The sequence below is a fragment of the Pseudomonas mendocina genome (assembly GCA_037482215.1).
In the GTDB taxonomy this organism is placed as follows: Bacteria; Pseudomonadota; Gammaproteobacteria; order Pseudomonadales; family Pseudomonadaceae; genus Aquipseudomonas; species Aquipseudomonas mendocina_E.
This window is the reverse complement of the sequence record CP148074.1, coordinates 2,584,864-2,607,187: the sequence shown is the minus strand read 5'-3', so window position 1 is coordinate 2,607,187 and position 22,324 is coordinate 2,584,864. Positions and strand designations below refer to the sequence as shown.

The 22,324-nt window shown below is 53.4% G+C and carries 25 protein-coding genes; 10 read left to right on the top strand and 15 right to left on the bottom strand.

The genetic code is table 11. The features are described 5' to 3' along the window. Window positions 1-178: 178 nt before the first annotated feature. On the top strand, window positions 179-1,111 hold the full coding sequence (locus tag WG219_12060) for an ABC transporter ATP-binding protein (GenBank protein WXL24087.1): 933 nt from the start codon (window positions 179-181) through the stop codon (window positions 1,109-1,111). Then, entirely contained in the window at window positions 1,108-1,902 is a 795-nt protein-coding gene (locus WG219_12055; protein ID WXL24086.1) for an ABC transporter permease, read from the top strand. The genes WG219_12060 and WG219_12055 overlap by 4 nt, the downstream gene beginning before the upstream one ends. A gap of 69 nt (window positions 1,903-1,971) precedes the next feature. Here the strand turns inward: WG219_12055 and cysB are convergent, their stop codons facing one another. The 5 genes from cysB to WG219_12030 form a co-directional block, all read right to left on the bottom strand. Further along, complete coding sequence (gene cysB, locus WG219_12050) at window positions 1,972-2,946, bottom strand: HTH-type transcriptional regulator CysB (protein WXL24085.1); 975 nt, start codon at window positions 2,944-2,946, stop codon at window positions 1,972-1,974. A 95-nt stretch (window positions 2,947-3,041) separates the two neighbouring features. Further along, on the bottom strand, window positions 3,042-3,557 hold the full coding sequence (locus tag WG219_12045; protein ID WXL24084.1) for a universal stress protein: 516 nt from the start codon (window positions 3,555-3,557) through the stop codon (window positions 3,042-3,044). 129 nt (window positions 3,558-3,686) lie between these two features. Continuing rightward, window positions 3,687-4,592, bottom strand: coding sequence for a 5'-nucleotidase (locus WG219_12040; protein ID WXL24083.1), 906 nt, complete (start codon window positions 4,590-4,592; stop codon window positions 3,687-3,689). A 9-nt stretch (window positions 4,593-4,601) separates the two neighbouring features. Further along, window positions 4,602-5,555 carry a putative 2-dehydropantoate 2-reductase gene (locus tag WG219_12035; protein ID WXL24082.1) on the bottom strand — a complete coding sequence of 318 codons (954 nt, stop codon included), beginning with the start codon at window positions 5,553-5,555 and terminating at the stop codon, window positions 4,602-4,604. Next, complete coding sequence (locus WG219_12030; GenBank protein WXL27996.1) at window positions 5,555-5,881, bottom strand: thioredoxin family protein; 327 nt, start codon at window positions 5,879-5,881, stop codon at window positions 5,555-5,557. Before WG219_12030 ends, WG219_12035 begins: the two co-directional genes overlap by 1 nt. 55 nt (window positions 5,882-5,936) lie before the next feature. Between WG219_12030 and WG219_12025 the strand changes: the two genes are divergently transcribed. After that, the gene (locus WG219_12025) at window positions 5,937-6,359 is read left to right on the top strand and encodes a PilZ domain-containing protein (protein WXL24081.1); all 423 of its coding nucleotides are present in this window, start codon (window positions 5,937-5,939) and stop codon (window positions 6,357-6,359) included. A 167-nt stretch (window positions 6,360-6,526) separates the two neighbouring features. Then, on the top strand, window positions 6,527-7,603 hold the full coding sequence (locus WG219_12020) for a 3-deoxy-7-phosphoheptulonate synthase (protein ID WXL24080.1): 1,077 nt from the start codon (window positions 6,527-6,529) through the stop codon (window positions 7,601-7,603). Window positions 7,604-7,687: 84 nt separating this feature from the next. On the opposite strand, the gene WG219_12015 is transcribed toward WG219_12020, so the two are convergent. The 3 genes from WG219_12015 to WG219_12005 form a co-directional block, all read right to left on the bottom strand. Beyond that, on the bottom strand, window positions 7,688-8,884 hold the full coding sequence (locus tag WG219_12015) for a benzoate/H(+) symporter BenE family transporter (GenBank protein WXL24079.1): 1,197 nt from the start codon (window positions 8,882-8,884) through the stop codon (window positions 7,688-7,690). Then, window positions 8,884-9,495 carry a LysE family translocator gene (locus WG219_12010; GenBank protein ID WXL24078.1) on the bottom strand — a complete coding sequence of 204 codons (612 nt, stop codon included), beginning with the start codon at window positions 9,493-9,495 and terminating at the stop codon, window positions 8,884-8,886. Before WG219_12010 ends, WG219_12015 begins: the two co-directional genes overlap by 1 nt. Before the next feature lie 142 nt (window positions 9,496-9,637). Further along, window positions 9,638-10,072 (bottom strand): MarR family transcriptional regulator, encoded by a 435-nt coding sequence (locus tag WG219_12005; GenBank protein WXL24077.1) that lies wholly within the window; start codon window positions 10,070-10,072, stop codon window positions 9,638-9,640. 82 nt (window positions 10,073-10,154) lie between these two features. On the opposite strand from WG219_12005, the gene WG219_12000 reads away from it, so the two are divergent. The 4 genes from WG219_12000 (at window position 10,155) to WG219_11985 (ending at window position 15,638) form a co-directional block, all read left to right on the top strand. After that, window positions 10,155-11,312 carry a PLP-dependent aminotransferase family protein gene (locus WG219_12000; protein ID WXL24076.1) on the top strand — a complete coding sequence of 386 codons (1,158 nt, stop codon included), beginning with the start codon at window positions 10,155-10,157 and terminating at the stop codon, window positions 11,310-11,312. A gap of 33 nt (window positions 11,313-11,345) precedes the next feature. Beyond that, a complete protein-coding gene (locus WG219_11995; protein ID WXL24075.1) occupies window positions 11,346-11,948 on the top strand; it encodes a glutathione S-transferase family protein in 603 nt (200 codons plus the stop codon). A 97-nt stretch (window positions 11,949-12,045) separates the two neighbouring features. Beyond that, window positions 12,046-13,974, top strand: a complete 1,929-nt coding sequence (locus WG219_11990) for a DEAD/DEAH box helicase (GenBank protein WXL24074.1) — start codon at window positions 12,046-12,048, stop codon at window positions 13,972-13,974. Between the two features lie 188 nt (window positions 13,975-14,162). Continuing rightward, a complete protein-coding gene (locus tag WG219_11985) occupies window positions 14,163-15,638 on the top strand; it encodes an inorganic phosphate transporter (GenBank protein WXL24073.1) in 1,476 nt (491 codons plus the stop codon). Between the two features lie 32 nt (window positions 15,639-15,670). Here WG219_11985 and WG219_11980 read toward each other — a convergent pair whose 3' ends face one another. Beyond that, window positions 15,671-16,072, bottom strand: a complete 402-nt coding sequence (locus WG219_11980) for a hypothetical protein (GenBank protein ID WXL24072.1) — start codon at window positions 16,070-16,072, stop codon at window positions 15,671-15,673. A gap of 517 nt (window positions 16,073-16,589) precedes the next feature. On the opposite strand from WG219_11980, the gene WG219_11975 reads away from it, so the two are divergent. After that, window positions 16,590-17,120: a cupredoxin family protein gene (locus WG219_11975; GenBank protein ID WXL24071.1), complete on the top strand. Its 531-nt coding sequence runs from the start codon at window positions 16,590-16,592 to the stop codon at window positions 17,118-17,120. A 35-nt stretch (window positions 17,121-17,155) separates the two neighbouring features. Here the strand turns inward: WG219_11975 and WG219_11970 are convergent, their stop codons facing one another. Next, the gene (locus WG219_11970; GenBank protein WXL24070.1) at window positions 17,156-17,527 is read right to left on the bottom strand and encodes a glutaredoxin; all 372 of its coding nucleotides are present in this window, start codon (window positions 17,525-17,527) and stop codon (window positions 17,156-17,158) included. A 145-nt stretch (window positions 17,528-17,672) separates the two neighbouring features. On the opposite strand from WG219_11970, the gene WG219_11965 reads away from it, so the two are divergent. Continuing rightward, the gene (locus tag WG219_11965; GenBank protein ID WXL24069.1) at window positions 17,673-17,906 is read left to right on the top strand and encodes a DUF3820 family protein; all 234 of its coding nucleotides are present in this window, start codon (window positions 17,673-17,675) and stop codon (window positions 17,904-17,906) included. A 46-nt stretch (window positions 17,907-17,952) separates the two neighbouring features. On the opposite strand, the gene WG219_11960 is transcribed toward WG219_11965, so the two are convergent. From WG219_11960 to WG219_11940, 5 genes are all read right to left on the bottom strand, one after another. Further along, on the bottom strand, window positions 17,953-19,623 hold the full coding sequence (locus WG219_11960) for a malate:quinone oxidoreductase (GenBank protein WXL24068.1): 1,671 nt from the start codon (window positions 19,621-19,623) through the stop codon (window positions 17,953-17,955). 340 nt (window positions 19,624-19,963) lie between these two features. After that, window positions 19,964-20,512 (bottom strand): GTP cyclohydrolase I FolE, encoded by a 549-nt coding sequence (gene folE / locus WG219_11955; protein WXL24067.1) that lies wholly within the window; start codon window positions 20,510-20,512, stop codon window positions 19,964-19,966. An 85-nt stretch (window positions 20,513-20,597) separates the two neighbouring features. Further along, window positions 20,598-21,155, bottom strand: a complete 558-nt coding sequence (locus WG219_11950) for a Smr/MutS family protein (GenBank protein WXL24066.1) — start codon at window positions 21,153-21,155, stop codon at window positions 20,598-20,600. 84 nt (window positions 21,156-21,239) lie between these two features. Beyond that, window positions 21,240-21,557, bottom strand: a complete 318-nt coding sequence (locus tag WG219_11945) for a hypothetical protein (protein WXL24065.1) — start codon at window positions 21,555-21,557, stop codon at window positions 21,240-21,242. A gap of 99 nt (window positions 21,558-21,656) precedes the next feature. Next, complete coding sequence (locus WG219_11940; protein ID WXL24064.1) at window positions 21,657-22,253, bottom strand: cysteine hydrolase family protein; 597 nt, start codon at window positions 22,251-22,253, stop codon at window positions 21,657-21,659. Window positions 22,254-22,324: the final 71 nt, after the last annotated feature.

Below are 22,324 nucleotides of genomic sequence, written 5' to 3'. Positions count from 1 at the left end.
TATCAAATGGACTGATGGATTAAATCAGAAGATTTAGCCAACAAGTCACGTCTTAATGTGTAGGCTATCACCTCCGCAACATTAAACGCTTATTACGGCTCTGACTGAGGGTTCGCTAGAATTGGCGTATCTCGGCGAACGTGTTTTCGCGTTATTTTTATCAGGTGTGCAGATTTATATGAGTACTGCTCTTTCCATCCGGCAGTTGACCAAAACTTACAACAATGGCTTTCAGGCGCTGCATGGCATTGATCTGGATGTTGCCGAAGGGGATTTCTTCGCTCTGCTTGGGCCTAATGGCGCCGGTAAATCCACCACAATTGGCATCCTCTCCACGTTGGTGACTAAAAGCAGTGGGACGGTCAATGTGTTCGGCAATGATCTGGATAAACAGCCGTTGGCGTTAAAACGTTGCCTGGGCGTTGTGCCGCAGGAGTTCAACTTTAATCAGTTTGAAAAACCCTTCGACATTGTCGTGACGCAGGCGGGTTATTACGGTATTCCGGCGCGGATTGCCAAGGAGCGAGCAGAGCAGTACCTGAACCAGTTGGGTTTGTGGAGCAAGCACAATGTTCCGTCCCGAGAGCTCTCCGGGGGGATGAAACGTCGCCTGATGATTGCGCGTGCCCTTGTCCATCAGCCGCGCTTATTGATACTTGATGAGCCTACTGCTGGCGTCGACATCGAGTTGCGCCGTTCCATGTGGAGTTTTCTCACTGAGCTGAATGAGCAGGGCATTACGATTATTTTAACGACGCATTATCTGGAAGAAGCTGAGCAGCTTTGCCGAAATATCGGCATCATCGATCACGGAAGAATTGTCGAAAATACCAGCATGAAGGAGTTGCTCAAAACCCTGCATGTCGAAACTTTCCTGCTCGATTTGGCTGAGCCATTGATGGCTGAACCCCAGCTGCCGGGCTATCCCGCCAAAATTATTGATGCTCACACACTTGAGGTTCAGGTGGAGAAAACGTTGGGCATCAGTGAGCTATTCCGCCTGCTGGCGGCACAGAATATTCAGGTTCTCAGCATGCGTAACAAATCCAACCGCCTTGAAGAGCTATTTGTGTCTCTGGTTGAGAAAAATCTTCAGAAGGTGGCGGTATGAGTGGTTACGAGCAAGGTTCTGAGTTCAAAGCAAACATGGTTGCCTTGTATACGATTGTGGTGCGTGAAATTCGCCGTTTCACTCGTATCTGGCCACAAACGTTGCTGCCTCCAGCGATCACCATGGTGCTGTACTTTGTCATCTTCGGAAATCTGATTGGCAGTCGGATTGGCGATATGGGTGGCTTTAGCTACATGGAATACATTGTACCGGGGCTGATCATGATGTCGGTGATCACCAACTCATACGGTAACGTTGTGTCGAGTTTTTTCGGCAGCAAGTTCCAGCGTTCCATTGAGGAGTTGATGGTTTCCCCCGTTTCGCCTCATGTGATTCTTTGTGGCTATGTCATCGGTGGGATATTGCGCGGTCTGGCGGTCGGGCTGATTGTGACCTTACTGTCGCTGTTCTTTACTCACTTGCAAGTCCACCATTTAGGCATCACCGCGTTAGTGGTGCTGCTGACTGCGGCAATCTTCTCCATGGGCGGCTTCATCAATGCGGTATTTGCCCGCAATTTTGATGACATTTCCATTGTGCCGACCTTTGTCCTTACCCCGCTTACCTATCTGGGGGGGGTGTTTTACTCCATTACACTGCTGCCCCAGTTTTGGCAGACCGTGTCGATGGCTAACCCTGTACTACATATGGTTAATGCTTTCCGTTACGGCATTCTTGGTGTGTCGGATATCCGCATTGGCGTCGCAATCGCTTTCATGATGGTTGCCTCTGTTGTGCTGTACCTGATCTGTATCCGCTTGCTAGTTGGCGGCAGGGGTATGCGCCAATAAATTTCGCTGCTGCAGACAAAAAGCCCGTCGTGAAGACGGGCTTTTTGTTTGTGCTTTGTTGGTAAAAACTCAGTGCACCGGAAGATCAATGCCTTCAAAGAGCTCCTCAAGCTCTGCCTTGTTGTGGCACTGCACCGCCTTGGCCAACACATCGCGGGTGAGGTGAGGAGCAAAGCGCTCGATGAAGTCGCACATAAAGCCACGTAGGAAAGTGCCGCGACGAAAACCAATCTTAGTCACGCTCGCTTCGAACAGCTCGCTGGCATCTAGAACGACGAGGTCTGTGTCGAGTTGGGTGTCGACTGCCATCTTAGCCACGATCCCAACACCCAGGCCCAAACGAACATAAGTTTTGATTACGTCAGCGTCCGCAGCAGTAAAGACAACCTTCGGAGTCAGGCCGCGCTGGCTGAAGGCTTCATCCAATTTAGAGCGACCGGTGAAACCGAATACGTAGGTCACGATGGCATATTCGGCCAAGGCTTCTAGAGTCAGTTTGGGCAATTTGGTCAGCGGGTGCCCTTGGGGGACCACAACACAGCGGTTCCAGCGGTAGCAGGGCATCATGATCAAGTCGTTGAACAGCTCCAAGCCTTCTGTGGCAATGGCGAAGTCGACAGTGCCGTCAGCGGCCATTTCAGAAATTTGCATCGGTGTTCCCTGGTGCATGTGCAGGGATACGTCCGGGTATTGCTTAATGAAATTGCTGATAACAGGAGGCAGCGCATAACGTGCCTGTGTATGGGTGGTGGCGATGGACAGTGTGCCTTTCTTCTCGTTAGAGAATTCTTGGGCGATCTGTTTGATGCTTTCAACTTTGCGCAGGATTTCACCCGCAGTGTTAATGATGCGCTCACCGGCCGGAGTGATGCGGGTCAGGTGTTTGCCACTACGAGCAAAAACCTCGACACCCAATTCATCTTCAAGAAGGCGGATTTGCTTGCTGATCCCCGGTTGCGATGTATAGAGGCTTTGGGCTGTGGCCGACACATTGAGATCGTGGTGGGCGACCTCCCAAATGTAGCGCAGTTGCTGGAGCTTCATAAAAATCCCTCAAGAGCCAAAAGTCGACAGGCAGATCGTCCGGCGGTCATATAACCATAATGCTCATTCAGTCGTAAAATCTAGAACAGTTTTATTTAATTGGGAAGCTTTGAGCTTCCACTATGTGTACGGTGCTGAAGCATTGGCACCAGGTAGACAGGCACCTCGCACAGCTGAACCAATCTGGAGGCTGTGCGGCCAAGCGGGACACTGAGATTAGTTCCATGACTATGACTGCCAAGTACCAGTAGATCTGCGCCCAATTGACGGACTTCATCCAAGATAACGCTGGGAGGGTCTCCCTGGCGGACATGAACGGCTTTGATCAGCTTGATGTCATTGCTTAGATCGTCGATTTCTTCTCTGAAGCCTGCAAGAACCCTTTCTTTGAGGTGCTTCATGACGCTGTTAAGCCCGTTGTGCTGCAGCTCTTCCAGCTCATGTTCATCCAGGTAAGTTTTCAATACAGACTGTGCGTACAGGCCCATCGGCTCCACTGCGTGTACGACATACAGGCTTGCTTTGAATGACCGAGCTAGAGCGAGCGCGTGCTGCAAGACGTAGGGTGCATAAATTCCAAGATCAGTGGCATAGACAATAGAGCGAATCATGCGCACTCCTGTAGCTGCGTGACTGGCTGGTATTAACTGAGAATAGCAGGCTCAAAACTGGTCAAAAACATGAATTTGTTCTCGCCAGTGCCCGTTCCAGAGAGGTTTGTTACAGGGCAGTGCAGATGATTAAAGCTGCTGCTCGTTACTTACGCCATGTGGAACGTGCCCTGTGGCGACAACATCGCGAGCTCGTTCACAGTGTCCGGCTTGGTCATCGAAAAAAACGTCAGCACCAAATGTTTCAAGAAATGAGGATTTATCCAGTCCACCGAGGAAAAAAGATTCGTCTAGGCGGATATTCCATTCGCGTAAGGTGCGGATAACCCGTTCATGGGCCGGTGCAGAGCGAGCGGTGACGAGCGCGGTACGGATAGGGCACTGATCGTTAGGGAACTCCTGCTGCAAACTGTGCAAAGCCGCTAGGAAAGGCTTAAACGGGCCGCCTCCCAATAACTCGCGCGCTGACTGCCGCTCGTGGCTTTGAAAGGCCTCAAGGCCGCCTTGCTGATAAACCCGTTCAGACTCGTCTGAAAAGAGAACCGCATCGCCATCAAAGGCAATTCGCAGTTCAGGGCTGGCCGCGCGCCGTGAACCGCCGGAAAGAATGGTGGCTGCTGCAAAGCCAGAGGCCAGCGCACGGCGCACATCTTCAGCGTGGGTGGAGAGAAACAGGTGACAGCCGAACGCAGCCAGATAGGGTTCTGGGCTGCGTCCGCCGACAAATGCTGCCCGAGAGATGTTCAGGCCGTGATGCTGGATCGAGTTGAATGCGCGCAGGCCAGTGTCTGCACTGTTACGCGATACCAAAATCACCTCAACGCGTTCCTGCTTAAGCGCCGTATTGAGGCCCAGGAGTTTTTCGACAAGGGGGAACGCGTCGCCGGGTTGGAGAATCTCCTCTTCATGCTCGATCTGGTATTGGCGATAGGCTTCGACGCCTTCGTTTTCATATACCTGATGGCTCTCACGCAGATTGAAAAGCGCGCTGGAGGAGATCGCTAAAACCAGCTTGTCGTCGAGTCCCTTGCTCATGTTCTACTCCTACTCGGGTTGTGGCCGCTGGCTGATGAATCGCAGGCTCTGATAAAGCATTTCTGTACGGGGCATGGCAATACCCACTTCAGCTGCAGCTTGCAGTGCTACCTCATAAATGGCGTGTAATTCCATGGGCCGTTTCAGGGCAAAGTCGTGATACATGCTTGGCAGGTAGTCTGGCATACGATCAGTGACTGCCAAGAGCTTGCTCGCAAAATTGTTGGGCATCTGGTAGCCGCATGCGATGGCTACGTCTATCACCTCTTGCATGATGGCCGCTGTCAGGGCGCGGCTGTCAGAGTGCTGCATGATGCGCTGGGTGTCGCAATTGAGCAGGGCTGAAAGGCCGTTGTAAGGGGCATTCCAGACCAGTTTTTGCCAGCGCGCCTGCGTGACGTTGGACAGCGTCCCGCACTCCAAGCCGCCTTGTTTGAAGACATCACTGCCTTGCTCAACGATGTGCTGTCGGGCGCTGTCATCTTCTGCCGGGCCTGAGTGGTAGACCAGGTTGAGGTTGCCCAGTGACTGATGCTCGACCACTCCAGGTGCGCTGCGGTGTGCGCAGATATAGCAAAGACCAGCAATCAGATGCAGCGAGTCCGGCAGCAGTGGGCGCAATTCGTCCTCGACAGCCAGGCCGTTTTGCATCATCACGATTTTGGCGTCATCTGCGGCAGCCTGAATGATAAGTGGTGCCAGTTCGTTATTGCTGGTGGATTTAGCACACACCAATAACCAGTCGCATTTAGGCATATCGGCGACAGATTGATACGCCTGCACGGGGTTGAGGGTCAGGTTGCCATGCACAGCACTATTAAGTCGCAGGCCGTTTTCAGCAACAGCTTGATATTCGCTACGCAGTAGAAAGTGCACGTCAAGGCCTGCACGGGCCAGCATAAGGCCGTAAAAACCGCCAATGGCACCAGAGCCAATAATGCCAATACGGGGTGTTGCATTCATCAAGGGAGTTCCTCTGCTGGGCGTAACAGGGCTGTGTTCAGCGCCTCGGTTAAATCGTTTAGGTTCAATTTGGCTTGAACCGGGCCGTAAAACTGGCCATCTCGAATGGCAAAGAGTGTCGGGAGGTGAAACACCTCATAGCGCGAGACCAGGCCGCCATTGCTGCCAGCGTCTATCCAGGCCAGGCGATCAACAGGAAGATCTAGTCCCGGCAAATGCTGCCTTGCCCAGCGACAGCTGCTGCAGCCGGTGCTGGTGAAAATCAGCAGGCTAACGCCGGGCAGGGCGAGCAGGCGATGATCTGCATCGAGATCAGTCAGTTCCAGTTCGCTCACTATACTGGTCAATGTGAAGTCCGAATGATGGCTTGGAGGTGTCGAGATGCGTCGTTATTTGCGTCATCCGACAGAAATGCCTGTCGAGCTGGTGGTGCGCAAGCAAAGATTTATACCACGTCAGCGCCTGCATAATATAAGTCTGGGTGGCGTTGCATGTAACAGCCCGCGGCCGTTCCGGCGCGGTACAGCGGTTGACATGCGCATCCCTTTATTCGGCTCACAAGCTTGTTATCCGGGGCTCGTGGCCTGGAGTCGAAAGGAGGGGGAGGCCTATGTGATCGGCATTGCGTTTGTCGATCACGAGACCGTATTCAGGGTGCGGATGATCGAGCAAGTCTGCTCTATTGAGCAGTATCGGCGTCAATTGGAGTTGGAAAAAGGCTCTGCGCAAACGTTCGATTCAGCGGCTAAAGCCTGGATTGAGCAGCATGCCAATACCTTTGGGCTCGATACAAAACCCTCTTGAATGGACTGCCGAGTAAGCCTTTAAGCCGAAAAGCCCATTGTCGAAGCAGGCCTATACGCGCTAAGGTTCTGCACCCCGCTGCGCTCATGACTGCTGCGCTCCCCATATGGAGGTGCACTGGAGGCCGGCAGCCGTACCTGATTACCTACAAGTAGATGACAAGCACGATGGCTGATTTACCGATTGATGACCTGAACGTTGCCTCCAATGAAACCCTGATTACTCCCGCTCAGCTCAAGCGTGAAATTCCGCTGACTGAAGCGGCTCAGCGTACTGTGACCAACGGTCGTCAGGTTGTTCGCAACATCCTCGATGGTAAGGATCACCGTCTGTTTATCGTCGTGGGCCCTTGCTCCATTCACGACATCAAGGCAGCCCATGAGTATGCCAAACGCCTGAAAGTCCTGGCTGAAGAATTGTCTGACACGCTGTATCTGGTTATGCGTGTTTACTTTGAGAAGCCGCGTACAACCGTGGGTTGGAAGGGCTTGATCAACGATCCTTACATGGACGATTCGTTCAAAATTCAGGATGGCTTGCACATTGGCCGTAAGTTGCTGCTGGATCTGGCCGAAATGGGCTTGCCAACGGCCACTGAAGCGCTGGACCCGATCTCCCCGCAATACTTGCAGGACCTGATCAGCTGGTCGGCCATTGGTGCGCGTACTACTGAGTCGCAGACTCACCGCGAAATGGCCTCGGGTTTGTCCTCAGCTGTCGGCTTCAAGAACGGTACAGATGGTGGTCTGACAGTTGCCATCAACGCACTGCAATCAGTTTCCAGCCCGCACCGTTTCTTGGGGATTAACCAAGAGGGTGGCGTCTCGATCGTCACCACTAAAGGTAACGCCTATGGTCACGTGGTTCTGCGTGGTGGTAACGGCAAGCCGAACTATGACTCGGTCAGTGTGGCTGTGTGCGAGCAGGAGCTGGTCAAGGCCAAGATCAAACCGAACATCATGGTCGATTGCAGTCATGCCAACTCCAACAAGGACCCGGCGTTGCAGCCATTGGTCATGGACAACGTTGCTAACCAGATTCTTGAAGGTAACCAGTCCATTGTTGGCCTGATGGTGGAAAGCCACCTGGGTTGGGGTAACCAGTCCATTCCGAAGGACCTGAGCCAACTGCAGTACGGTGTATCCATTACTGATGCTTGTATCGACTGGGATACCACTGAGAAGACGCTGCGTAGCATGCATGCCAAGCTGAAAGACGTTCTGCCGAACCGCTCCCGCGGCTGATATCTACCGGCTGAACCCATTCGGGGCTGAAACCACTCCTTAGCGGGATGCGGTTTCAGCCCCGAAGTCGTTTAAGGGATGGCCTCAGCTGCGTTTTTTGCCCCAGTTCAGTACGGCGAGGGTCAGCAGCCCGGCCACAATTCCCCAGAAGGCCGACCCGACGGTGAATAGGGTCATGCCTGAGGCCGTAACCAGAAAGGTGATCAGTGCGGCTTCGCGCTCCTCAGGTTCCTGCATGGCCTGTGTCAGTCCGCCAATGATTGAGGAAAATAGAGCTAGAGCGGCAATCGACAAGATCAGTGCCTTAGGGAACGCTGCAAAAAGAGCGGCCAGTGTGGCGGCGAAAATACCTGCGATGGCGTAAAAAATACCGCACCAAATAGCAGCGGTGTAGCGCTTTTGTGGGTTCTCGTGAGCTTCTGGCCCGGCGCAAATGGCTGCGCTGATGGCGGCCATGTGGATGCCGTGACTACCAAATGGGGCCAGCAGAATTGACAGGATTGAGGTGGTATTGAGCAATGGGCTGGCAGGTACATCATATCCATTGGCCCGTAACACCGTCATGCCAGGCAGGTTCTGTGAAGCCATGGCGACAATGAATAGCGGGACGCCAATGCTGATGATGGCTGCCAGTGAGAATGCTGGGGTCGTCCATTCGGGGGTAGCCAGCTGAAGGTTGAAGCCGCTGAAGTCCAGCAGGTCCGTACATCCAGCATACAAGCCGCCGATAATCAGGGCGGCGAGCACCGCGTAACGCGGCGTCAGACGTTTGCCCAATAAGTAGGCGAGCAGCATGCATACGACCAGCAACGTGTGTTGCTCAGCCGCTATGCATATTTCCAAGGCAATTTTGAACAGCACACCGGCCAGTAATGCAGAAGCCAGAGAAGCGGGTATACGTCGCATCAGATGGTCAAAGGTGCCTGTCAGCCCGATCAGCAGAATTAACGCCGATGCAAATATGTAGGCACCAATGGCTTCTGCGTACGGCACGCCAGGCAGGCTGGTAATCAGCAATGCAGCACCCGGGGTGGACCAAGCAATCATGACCGGTACACGGTAGCGCAAGGACAAGCCGATACAGCCGATAGCCATGCCCATTGACAGCGCCCAGATCCACGAAGAAATTTGCCCGCTGCTCAGGCCTGCGTTGTTACCCGCCTGTAACAACAAGGCGAGTGAGCTGGTGAAACCTGTCAGTACAGCGACAAATCCAGCGACAATGGCTGATACCGATGTATCGGCCAGAGGGCGCAGTGGCAGGGCGGTTGGGTGCTGCATCAGAACAGTCCTGAGTCAGTAAGAATCGGATAAAGCGAGGCTACCAGCAGAATCGCCATCGCGGTATTGAAAATGCGCAGGGCACGAGCATCGCTCAACCAGCGTCGCATCAGGCTTCCTGCTGCCGCCCAAAGCCCAACGCTCGGTAGGTTAATGACTGCGAACAGCACCGAAATCATTAAGACATTGGTGGTGAAATTTTCGTGGGGCGTATAGGTGGTGATGGCACCAATAGCCATGATCCAGGCTTTGGGATTGACCCATTGAAAGGCGGCAGCCTGCATAAAGCTGAAAGGGGTTGCTGCGCCCGAACCTTCCACATCCGGTGTGCCAGTATTGGCTATTTTCCAGGCCAGATACAGCAAGTAGGCGGCACCGGCATAACGCAGGATGGTGTGCAGTACAGGCACTTGCTCAAAAACTTGACCAAGGCCGAGCCCAACGGCTGCCACTAACACCATAAAGCCGAGGCTGATCCCCAGCATGTGTGGAATGCTCCGGCGAATGCCGAAGTTCACGCCGCTGGCCAGCAGCATCATGTTATTGGGGCCTGGTGTCAGTGAGCTGACAAGGGCAAAGACGACAAAGGCAAGAAGCAGTTCGGTGGTCATGGCTGTGTTCTCTCTATCAGGAGTACAGCCTAGGGCGGAGGCAGGGGGGCGTCTCCGTACAGCAGCTAAGTCAATGGGTAGAACAGTTAAAGTATCTGCCTATCCGTGAACGTGAGCGCTCAACTTATATCGGCAAGACTGTTTAAACGATCCGGTTCAAGGTCTGGTTGACCAGCAGCCAGCCATTCGCTGCATCTTCTCCAGCCTCGGCAAACGCTTTTTGCAGCAGCTTTGATTGTTCACGGCGTAATGCCTGCTCGAGCTTGGCGCCTTCAGGGGTAAAGGCAAGCACGCGTTTACGCTTGTCATCTGCGGCGGTCAGGCTCTCCACTAAATGCATCTCCAGCAATTGTCGCAGAGGGATGCTAAGCGCTTGTTTGCTGACACCCAGATAAGCGAGGAGCTCCTTCATGCTCATGCCAGGGTATTTACCAATAAAAAACAGGATGCGGTGGTGCACGCGGGAGAGGCCCCGGCGTGCCAGCATCTCATCTGCCTTGGAGGTGAACGCCTGATAGCCAAAGAAGAACGACTCCATGGCGTTTTGCTGAATGCTCGGATTTTTAAGGTCAATCATATTGACGTATCTGGTACTGTCGGCGTAGTTTCGGTCAAACAGTTTGACCTAATTTTAATTGAATTTGCTACCGGTGATTTCCATGGCTTTCTCTGAACGTGTTGCCCGCCTGAAAAGCTCCCTGATTCGTGAAATTCTTGCTGCGGCGCAGCGTCCAGAGGTGATGTCCTTTGCAGGTGGCCTGCCTGCTGAACCTATGCTGCCGAAAGTTGAGTGGGCCGAGATGCCGACGAGCATGGGCCAGTACGGCATGAGTGAGGGTGAGCCTCAATTGCGTGAAGCCATCGCCGCCGAGGCTCGGGCGCTGGGTGTTCCGTGTGAGGCGAGCCAAGTGCTGATCGTAAGCGGTTCCCAGCAGACTCTGGATCTGGCCAGTAAGCTGTTCATTGACCCGGGCACCCAGGTATTGCTGGAGGCACCCACCTATTTGGCTGCTCTACAAGCCTTCCAACTGTTCGGTGCCGATTGCATTGCCGTCCCGCAGGAAGCAGATGGCCCGCAGATTGATGCGCTGCGCAAAACCTTGGAGAGCAGCAAGCCGGCATTTGCCTACCTGATCCCGACTTTCCAGAATCCATCAGCGGTTCGTTACAGCGAAGCCAAGCGGGATGCAGTGGCTGCGCTGCTGGATGAATTCGGCGTGACCCTGATTGAGGATGAGCCTTACCGTGAGCTGGTATTCGATGCTGGCAGCGCGACCCCGATTGTTTCGCGCCTTAAGAAAGCCAGCTGGATCTACACGGGCACTGTATCGAAAACCCTGCTGCCAGGCCTACGTGTCGGTTATTTGATCGCCACCCCTGATCTGTTCCCGTACCTGCTGCGTTTGAAGCAGTCCGCTGACCTGCACACCAACCGCATTGGGCAGTGGCAGGCGCTGCAATGGCTGGGTACTGAGCAGTTCCGCAGCCACCTGAGCGAACTGCGCGATTTCTACCGGGTGCGCCGTGATGCCATGCAGAACGTACTGAACGAGCACTTCAGTGATCTGGCCGATTGGCAGGTGCCGCAAGGTGGTTTGTTCTTCTGGCTTAAGCTCAAGGAGCCAATGGATACCCGCACCTTGCTGGATAAGGCTCTAGCACAAAACGTGGCCTTTATGCCGGGTGAACCTTTCTTTATCGACCCGGATCAGAACCCAGGTTATTTGCGCCTCAACTTTAGCCACGTAGCGCCAGAGCGCTTGGCTGAAGGGATCAAGCGTTTGGCTGCGGTAATCCGCGAGGCGCAAGCTGACTGATAGTCGGCTTACCCTACAGATTCAGAGGGATTCATGTACAAGGTTTACGGCGACTACCGCTCGGGCAACTGCTACAAGGTTAAGCTCATGCTGCATTTACTGGGTATGGATTATCAGTGGGAAGCAATTGATATCCTCAAGGGTGAAACCCGCAGCGAGGCCTTTTTGGAGAAAAACCCCAACGGCAAGATTCCGGTGCTGGAACTTGAAGATGGCAGTTACCTCTGGGAGTCCAATGCCATCCTGAACTTCCTTGCAGATGGCAGTACCTATCTGCCAGCGGAGCCACGTCTGCGTACGCAGGTCTTGCAGTGGCAGTTCTTTGAGCAGTACAGCCACGAGCCCAATGTGGCAGTCGCACGCTTTATAAAACTCTACCAAGGCATGCCAGAAGAGCGCCGTGGTGAGTATGAAACCTGCCTTGAGCTGGGCTACAGAGCACTGAAGGTTATGGATAAGCAGTTGCAGAACACCTCATTTTTGGTGGGGGAGAGCTTCTCGATTGCTGATGTCGCGCTGTATGCCTATACCCATGTGGCGGATGAGGGTGGCTTCGATCTCGTGGCTTTCCCGGCTATCCGGGCATGGATGGATCGAGTCTCTGCTCAGCCAGGTTACGTGGGTATGTTTGACTGAAAGGTCGGCCGCCGAGCGCCAAGCGGCTCTCGGCGGCGACTTTTTGAGCTAAAAAAGGCTTATCATTCAACGATCTATTAAGTTTATGGGTCGTCGAATGCCCTCTGCTGTACAGCGCTACAAGCAATTACTAGCTGATGTTCTGGCGCGCTACTTTCCCAACACTACGGCTTACCTGCGGGCTGAGCGCAAGGCTAATGCGGCACGTCTTGCTCCAGCGAAGCAACAGAGCAAGAAGGGCAGAACCCGTAAACCAGGCAAAGTGCCTGTTAAATCCCCTAAGGCGAGTGCTGCCGGTCCCAAAAACGTGGGCAAAGCCTCTGGCATATACAGCTCTACGCCGCTCACTATTACCGCTGCATCGGTTAAAACCATGCAGGAACAAGTAGCAAATGCTGTGAAGGCAGGGGTGCTTGCGCCACCTTCTGCAGAGCAGTGGGCGATGATCGTCAGTCCGCAGCCACTGACCAGGGTGTTCGCCGGTGCTGGTTCGGGCAAGTCAACCACACTGATCCTTCGGGTCATGTTCATGCTCGCGCACATGTCTGTACGACCTGAGCAGATGACCATTATTTCATTTACCAACGCCTCGTGTAGTGAGTTGCGTGAACAGCTCTCGCAGGTGTCGAGCTATTTTGCCTGTGAGGTCTCTCCAGCACAGGCGCAACTGATGGTGCGGACTTTTCACTCAGCAATGGCTGTTATGGCAAAGGGGATGCTGGGAAGTTGTAACTGGTTTGAACAACTGGACGAGCGCCGCAGCGATCAGGCTGAGCCGGATAATCCATTGCTTGGCTCGCGCCTGCGCCCTGGCCAGCAACGCATTCTTAAACAGGTCTATCAGTGCTGTTACAACGAGCAGCCACGCTTTCGCGAACTTGTACACCGACTGCTTGGGGAGCCTAACAAGACCCATGCTGCCAAGGCACCCATGGGGCTGTTCAGAATGAGCGGCGAGTTTTCTGCGGTTCCCTTGTATGAGGCTTTTTATGCTCAAGGTGGTTTTGCCGAAAGTATAGGTTTGGATATCGTCAAGCTCCCGCTGCAAAAGCTTAATTGCCCTGAGCCGGAACGCCATTTTGCTGAGGCGCTGACTATGTTCTGGCGCGCCTTTCAACAAACTCTGCATGAGCAGGGTTTGATGACCTTCAGTGGTGCTTTTCAGCAACTCACCGAGCGTTTGAAACAAGGCGAGGCGACCCTTGAATCAGCGCTTATTCAGCCTTTTTGTCACTTGCTGATTGACGAATTTCAAGATATTTCGCCGCAGATTGTTCAATGGCTTCAGGCCGTTCAGCGCTTTGCCAGCGAGCAGGGGGAGCGCGTAAGTCTGATGGCCATTGGCGATGATTGGCAGTCAATTTATGGCTGGCGCGGCAGCTCACCCGAACTGTTCATGGATTTTGATCGGCACTTCCCCTGTAAAGGACGAGGGAAGCGCAGTAGCGTTCTCATGCTGGCGACGAATTATCGGAGCATCGAGCCCATCATCCGCGACGCTGAAAAGGTGTTACAGCCTGTCAGTAGTAAGCAGGCCAAGGGCAGTTCGGCCAATCGAGCGACGGAGGCAGGAGAGCACGGGGTCAAGCTGATCCAGGGTTTTGACCTACGCAAACAGATGCCAGATTTGCTCAGTCAGATACAACGACAATGTGAGTATGCCGGACAGCGCAAGCGCGAGCGCACCGCCGTATTAATCCTTGCCCGCAGAAACGAGCCATTGAAGGCCATCACTGAACAGTTAGATAAGAAGTTGCCCGTTAAGGCCTACACCATCCATCGTGCAAAGGGGTTGCAGGCTGAAGTCGCTATCATTCTGGATGACTGCATGCCGCCAGTGCCTCACCCGTTGCGAAATGCGTTATATGCCTGCAGCGGTTTTTTTTCCAACAGTTATGACCAGGCGATGAAGGACGAAAGTTTGCGCCTGGCGTATGTGGCCATCACCCGGGGTGTCAGTCGCGTGTTTTGGTACTGCCAGAAGCACCAGGGGGCAACACAGTTGCTTGCTAGGAAGGGGCAATGAGCCATCATTTAGCGGTTTTTTCTGCCAGACTGCTGCGTGATCAAAAAAATTAATAGTTGCCGCAGGCCCTTAAAATCGTGGCATTCCGTCGATTTTAGGACTGTCGAACATCATGTTGATGACGATTTGGCTGATTTTGGGGCAATATTTTGTGACAATGCGCGCCCCCTAATACCGAGTGCTTTTGCATGCTCTCCCTTTTTTCCACTATGGATGCCTGGCTGATTGTCAGCTTGGTCGTTGCAGTCACGTTTGTACTCGCATTCGAGTTCATCAACGGTTTTCACGACACTGCCAACGCCGTAGCAACCGTTATCTACACGAAAGCCATGACACCAAACCTGGCAGTTTTCTGCTCCGGGGTGTTCAACTTTCTGGGGGTTCTGCTAGGTGGTGTAGGCGTAGCCTATGCGATTGTTCACCTGCTACCGGTCGATTTGCTGATTAACGTGAACACTGGCCAGGGGCTGGTGATGGTCTTCTCTCTGCTAGCAGCGGCGATTTTGTGGAACCTCGGGACCTGGTTTTTTGGCATTCCAGCTTCCAGCTCGCACACATTGATCGGTTCGATCCTTGGGGTGGGGCTGGCCAATGCGCTGATCACTGATATATCCGCCGCAGAGGGGGTCAACTGGCAGAAGGCTGCAGACATCGGTATGTCTTTGCTGTTTTCGCCGCTGGCAGGCTTTGCTGTAGCTGCGTTATTGCTCATCGCGCTGAAGTTGTGGAAGCCGCTGTCGACTATGCACAGTTCGCCGGTCCAGCGTATTGAAGAGAAGGGCAAGAAACATCCGCCGTTCTGGAATCGCATGGTGCTGGTGACCTCAGCCATGGCGGTGAGTTTCGTCCATGGCTCCAATGACGGACAAAAGGGTATTGGCCTGATCATGCTGGTGCTGATTGGTATCGTGCCTGCTCACTTTGCTGTGGATCTTGAAGCTACAGGCTACGAAATCTCCCGCACCCGTGACGCCGCTGTACACCTGGGTGATTTTTACCACCGCAATAGCGAGCCGTTGTCCGAATACTTGGCTCTGGGCAAGGGTAACGGGTCTGATCTGCCTAAGCAGTTCCACTGTGACCCTCAGCAGACCGAAGCAACCCTAGCATCGCTGCTAACTATCCTTAACGGAGTGCACAGTTATGAGGATATTCCACCAGCCCAACGCGTGGAAATGCGCCGTTATTTACTCTGCCTAGACGATGCAGCACGCAAAGTGTCTAAGCTCGACGTGCTGCCTGATCGTGAAAAGAGTGATTTGGAAAAGCTGCGCAAAGACCTGACTTCGACGACCGAATATGTGCCGTTCTGGGTTGTGTTGGCCGTAGCGCTTTCGCTGGGTCTGGGGACTATGGTGGGCTGGAAACGCGTTGTGCTGACTGTGGGTGAAAAAATCGGCCGTGGCGGCATGACATACGCCCAAGGCATGAGCGCCCAGGTGACGGCGGCAGTGGCGATTGGCATGGCTAACGTATTCAGTCTGCCGGTGTCGACTACCCATGTATTGTCGTCGGGCGTAGCTGGGACAATGGTCGCCAACCGCAGTGGCCTGCAATCTGGGACTGTGCGCAATATTCTGCTGGCCTGGGCGCTGACGTTGCCTGTCGCGATGACGTTGGCCGCTGGGCTGTACTTGGCCGTTACATTCCTGTTCCTGCGTTAATCAAGGGCACCTGAACCAGAGGTCGCTCTGGTTCAGGTGTCACGCAGAAGATCGTGTGAGTTCAGCAGGTTGTAGGCTATCTCTGGTCGTTTTTCCAAGCTGCGGCGAATAGCAGCCGGGATGGACTGGCGTGTTTTTCGGCAAAGACCAATTTGCTCAGCAATCTGAATCTGTATTCCGCGCATGCTACGGACTTCATTGAAGCCGGGTTCAATGGTCATACGAATACCAAGCTGCTCTTCCATACGCTGTTGCATACGGTATAGATGCTCCAGGCTTTCCAGATTCTCGAGGCGTTCCAGTAGACGCTTTTCCTCAGATCGCGTCAGCAACAGGATTCGCTGGAGGGTTACGGGCTGGTCAGCTAACGACTCACGCCTGCAATCGCAGGCACCGGGTGGGCAAGGTTGGCGTATGAGGATCGGCTGATTCATGGACTCAGATCATAGCCAGCTTAGGTTGACCTTGCACATACCCATCTGTAGACAACACGCTCCACTCGTGTTTTAGTCAGTTTGTTAGTTCTGCCTTTTCCTCATATGCCTCTGACTCGTCTGTTACTCATCCCTTTGATGCTGTTCGTATTGTCACTGCAAAGTGTGGCAGGGGGGCGTGTGCTCGACTGCAATGAAGGCTTTGCGGTGAGCAAGACACATGCAGGGCACGTCATGAACGAAACGGAGCAAATGCCAGTGTGTGAGAGGCAGGTTGATAGCATTCAACATCACACTAGCCACTGTTCATGCACTCTGATCTGCCCCGGTGGCGTTGCCTTCAACTCTTTAAGGGAGGCGAGTATTCCGGCTGCCAGCGCCAAGCCATTTGCAACCACTGGGCACAGTTTTTTTAGTGTGGTGTTGGACCCAGCTGATAAGCCGCCTAAGTTTTCCTTTGTTTAAGTCTTTTAACCTACTTATGTGGTGGCGACTTACGCCTGTTTAGGTGTGGGCATTGCCAGAGTGCTTATTCAAGGATGTTTATATGTTTTTTAAATCGTGCGTTGTTACTGTTGCTTTGTCCCTTGGTTTGGTCAGTGTCGCTGCGGCCGATGAAGGCCAGCAGCCCCATCATCAAATGGTGATGAATGCAGGTGTGCCTGTGCAAAAGGCATGGGGAATGGCAGGTGATACAGAAAAGGTGGAGCGGACGATCGAGATCAAGATGGATGATCGTATGCGATTTAGCCCTGACCACATAGCGATCAAACAGGGAGAAACCATACGGTTTGTTCTTCCGAATGATGGGCAGGTTCAGCATGAGTTTGTTTTGGGTGAAAAAGCACTGCTGGACAAATTCGCCGACGATGTTGTGAAAGGCAAAGGCATGCTGCATGGCGAAACAGGAATGGCCCATGTTGCGCCAGGTGAGCGAGGCGAGGTGGTGTGGACGTTTAACCGGGTAGGCGAGTTTGATTTCGCTTGCCTGATTGCGGGGCACTATCAGTCTGGAATGGTGGGCAAGATCAGCGTCACAGCCCAATGATGCTATGGGGCCGCCAATAGGCGGCCCCATACAGTTTAAGCGGTAGCAAATCGCTCGTTTAAATAGGCGATGATGGCTTTGGATTCATACATCCAAGTAACCTGACCTTCTTTCTCTATACGTAGACAAGGTACTTGAATCTTTCCGCCTTGTTCTTCTAGTTCTTTACGAGCCTGAGCATCTCCTTTGGCGTCGCGCAGAGCGACAGGCACGTTCAGTCGATGCAATGTTCGGCGAGTCTTAATGCAAAAAGGGCAAGCATGAAACTGGTACAGGGTCAGTTCACGGGCAGCTTGATCGACTTCGGCCTGAGCGGAGGCTGAGCGCTTGGTTTTACTCGGGCGGGTAATCCAGTCGATGAAAATGATCAGCTGACCGAGGCCTTTGCGCAGAGCGGTAATAATCATGCAGATGAAACCTTGACGAGGGAGTGAAAAAGGTGGGGCAGCTTACCTGAGTTACGAGCAGCTGGGCAGGCTGGTGTGGCCGTGTGAGCAGACGCATAATTTACTGCATGTGATTAAAGCGCTGTAGGCGCTCAGGACGAGTTAAGTGAAACCCGAAGACCTGTTGCTGTTGGTGAGCCGTGAGATGCCGTTTGGTAAGTACAAGGGGCGCCTACTGGCTGACTTACCAGGGCATTACCTAAATTGGTTTGCCCGTGAAGGTTTCCCGAAAGGGGAAATCGGTCGGCTTTTGGCCTTGATGCAGGAGATCGATCACAATGGCCTTTCTGGTTTACTGGATCCTCTGAGAACTAAGCCCAGAGAGCCGCTCAAAAACTAGCTGGATAATCAAAGCTGCCCCTTAGGGCAGCCTTGAATAGAGGGGATCAGAGAGCAGTATTATTAGTGCGCTCGGGTTGAGTAGAGCTAGTGGCTGGCGTGTTGAGTTCTGCTTGATCCTGTAACGATGCATCAGGGGCTGGTGCAGGCTGTTTTTCTGGAAGAACCTCGACAAATGGCAGGCCCAGACGCTCGCTGGTGCGAGCACGGGTCGCATTAGTCAGCTCTAGGTTACCGTTAAGTTTTTGGCCATACGTTGGAATGATCTCTTTCAGCTTGGCCTGCCACTGCGGTGTTTGCACCTTATCCTTAAATGCACGCTCCAGCACAGAAAGCATGATTGGCGCAGCGGTTGATGCGCCGGGAGAGGCGCCCAACAGTGCAGCTACGCTGCCGTCCTCTGCGCTCACGACCTCAGTACCAAACTGCAAAACCCCTCCAAGTTTGGGGTCTTTTTTGATTACCTGCACGCGCTGACCGGCCTGAACGAGTCGCCAGTCCTGTGCTTGTGCTTCTGGGAAGTACTCGCGCAGTGAAGCCATGCGATCATCATCGTTGAGCATCAGCTGGCTGATGAGATAGGTACTCAGTGGGATGTTGTCGATACCAGCACTGATCATCGGACTGATGTTATGGGTGGTCAGGGCGCTGAACATATCCAGCAGCGAACCATTCTTCAGGAACTTGGTAGAAAAGGTAGCGAATGGTCCGAACAGCAGCACTTTCTTACCGTCAATGACGCGGGTATCAAGATGCGGTACTGACATCGGCGGAGAACCTACCGAAGCTTTGCCATAGACCTTGGCCAAGTGTTTCGAGACGATATCAGGATTGCTGGTGGCCAAGAATGATCCACCTACTGGGAAGCCAGCATAACCCTCGGCTTCTTTGATTCCGGTTTTCTGTAACAGCTTAAGTGCTGCACCGCCTGCACCGATAAAGACAAACTTGGTCTTGATGGCTTTTTCTGCCTCACCGTTGTTGAGATCGGCTACAACCACAGTCCATGTGCCGTCATCGTTACGTTTGATATCACGTACTTCGTGACGCAAGTTGAGCTTGAACGTCTCTTTTTGGCTTAACGAGCCAAACAGTTGGCGTGTAATTTCGCCGAAATTGACATCCGTGCCGATCGCCATTCGCGTTGCTGCGATTTTCTGCGCTGGGTCGCGGCCTTCCATCATCAGTGGTACCCACTGCTTGATCTGCTGAGGATCTTCCGAGTACTCCATCCCACGGAATAATGTGCTGTGCTGCAGGGCAGCATGGCGCTTTCTGAGGAAGTTGATGTTGTCATCACCCCAGACAAAACTCATGTGGGGCGTATGGTTGATGAAAGAGGAAGGCTTGCGTAGGACGTCTCGTTCGACCTGATAGGCCCAGAATTGCTTAGAAATCTCGAAAGACTCATTAATAGCAACGGCTTTGCTGATGTCGATGCTGCCGTCAGCCTGCTCAGTGGTGTAGTTCAGCTCGGCAAATGCAGAGTGACCAGTGCCTGCGTTGTTCCATGGGTTTGAGCTTTCATCGGCAACTTTATCCAGTCGCTCGTAAACCTCAATATTCCACGCTGGTTCCAGCTCATTCAGATAGGTGCCTAAGGTAGCACTCATGATGCCGCCGCCAATTAAGACGGCATCAACGGTTTTGTCTGCATCGGGTTGTTTCGAACAACCGATCAGACTGATGCAAAGCAAAGGCAATAATAGTTTTTTCATAGTGCTCGCCATTCCATGGGAGGGACAATCAGTAACCATTCTAGGTTTATCGTGCAGTGATGCCGTTACGTTCGTCTGGTTACATAGCGGTACTTCCGAATAAAGGCTGCGGGGTTTGGACCGCTGTTTCCTTTCGGTTACACCGTATCTTAGGCAGAAAGTGTGCCAGCCAGGTCAGTATCGCATTGGCCCTAGCTAGGAAGATTCTGATGGGGATGGGGCGGTGGATTCCCGCCAACAAATCGTAGTTAAGAGTGATGGGGTGGCGGTTATCCGCCATCCCTCTGAGCCCACTGCATGAAAGCTGGTGGTCAAACCGGTATTGCACCGGTTTGAATGATCAGTTGTTGATCAGACTCAGGAATTCGCTGCGAGTCGCTGCGTTTTCACGGAACTCGCCAAGCATCACAGAGGTGACCATGGAGGAGTTCTGTTTTTCTACACCGCGCATCATCATGCACATGTGCTGTGCTTCGATAACGACGGCCACGCCCAGCGCCCCAGTAACCTGTTGGATGGCTTCGGCAATTTGGCGGCTCAGGTTTTCTTGGATCTGCAGGCGGCGGGCAAACATATCGACGATGCGGGCTACTTTTGACAAGCCAAGGACTTTGCCATCGGGAATGTACGCCACATGCGCTTTGCCAATAAACGGCAACAGGTGGTGTTCACACAGCGAGTACAGTTCGATGTTCTTGACCAGCACCATTTCACTGTTGTCAGAGCTGAACAGCGCGCCATTTGCGACTTCTTCCAGCGTCTGCTGATAGCCACGGCACAAGTACTGCATAGCCTTGGCGGCGCGTTTTGGGGTATCCAGCAGGCCTTCGCGGGATACGTCCTCGCCAAGCTGACCAAGGATGGCGGTGTAGTTTTGTTCCAGGGACATGGACAATCTCGTTGGTATTTCAAAGTGCGCAGGTTAGGGCGCATGGTGGATGCTGGCAAGTTTAGCGTTTGCCAGCATAATCCGGTTATTCGTCGCGGCCATCCATCATTAAGCGCTTGAGCATGACATAGACTGCGCCTGTTCCGCCGTGTTTTGCCTGGCATGAGGTGAAACCCAGCACCTGAGGGTGTTGACGCAGCCATGTGTTGACGTGGCTCTTAATCATTGGGCCTCGGCCGTTTTTGCGCTGCGCCTTGCCATGGGTAACGCGCACGCAGCGCACTTCAAGGCGGTTGGCCTCGGCGATGAACTCCCACAAGGTATCCCTGGCCTTTTCGACGGTCATGCCATGCAGATCAAGGGAGCCTTCAAACGGTATCTGCCCAAGCTTAAGCTTGCGCATTTGACCTTCTTGAACACCGTTAGCGGCCCAATGCAGGCTGTCTTCAGGGTCAACATCAATCACGAACTGGTCGGAGAGGCCGTCGACCTTGATTTCTTTAACCCCAACAGTCGCTGCTTGGCGCAAGGCCGCTAACTGTGTCTTGTTGGGTTTGGGTTTGCCGGTGTCTGCGCGGTCATGCTTGATTGGCTTGATGCCGCGCAGTTCGGCTTTGAACAGGGAAAAATCGTCGTCTTGCATCTGAACCTCCGCGAATGCCACTAGTGTAACCAAGGCGGAGGGGTTCGTGCTGCATCCTGATTATCTTAGTGTCGCGATTGGTGATTAGTCACGCCGTTTAAGCAGGTCTGGGGACAGACTGAGTCCGTCGGTGCGACGCGATCGGCGACACCGTCGCCAGATGAGCGCCCCAAAAATGAATAGGAAAAAACCTGCAAATACCATGACTCTGGCTGTGCCTGGGTCCTCGTTCAGGCTCTGCAAGGCGACGGGTTGATTCAGTAGGCTGATTGATCCGGTCAGAACCAAGATGATTGAAAAAATGATGAAGATCACTGCCAGTAGGGTTGCCAGGCGATAGCGCCAAGTTCCCGGCTTGCGTGTTCGCAGGCAGCGCGGATCAAAATCATCGGAGAGCTTCATTCCGATTTCCTCTTATAGTCTTGGCGGTAAGACCTGAGGTTACAGAGCAGGTTCAACCCGCTCTGTTGATCGGTTGCCAATGTGGGCGCTGAACAGCCTTTAAATCAAGGCTTGGGCGTTAGGAACGACAGCAGCGAAATTATCCGCCAGCGCGACTATTTCAGTGCGGTGCATATCGGCTGCTTGGATGATCTGTCCATCTGGCGTCGGCAGGTCACGGGTTGCACAAGCCGCGTCGACAACGGTACAGCGATAACCGAAGTCTTTGGTCGCACGAACAGTGGTGCTGATACTGGAGTGGGTCATAAAACCGCATACGATCAGGTCCAGTCGGCCAATTTCTTGCAATTTTTCATGCAGGTGTGTGCCCGAGAAAGCATTGGGAAGACGTTTTTCAATGACGTACTCTCCGGCGATCGGTGCAGTTTCTGGCAGGTGGTAGCCGCGCGGACCTCGCGGGTCAAGCAAGCCGTCAGGTATACCCATGTGTTTTACATGAATGACCGGCGTGCCCAGTTTTCGGGCAGCATCGAGCAGTTGAGTGATTTCACCGAGGGCAGCATCAAGACCGGGCAGTTTCAGCACGCCGCTACGGTATTCTTCCTGTGCGTCGATAATGATCAGCGTCGCGTTGCGCAGGCTGGCAGGTGCGTGGGTACGTCCTGTCAATGCAAGCAGCGTCTGAGGGATGGTCATGTCATAAACTCCTGACTGGACAATCCCACTATTCTCTCCCGCATGCGTGCGTATGTGAACTAGCGTCTGTT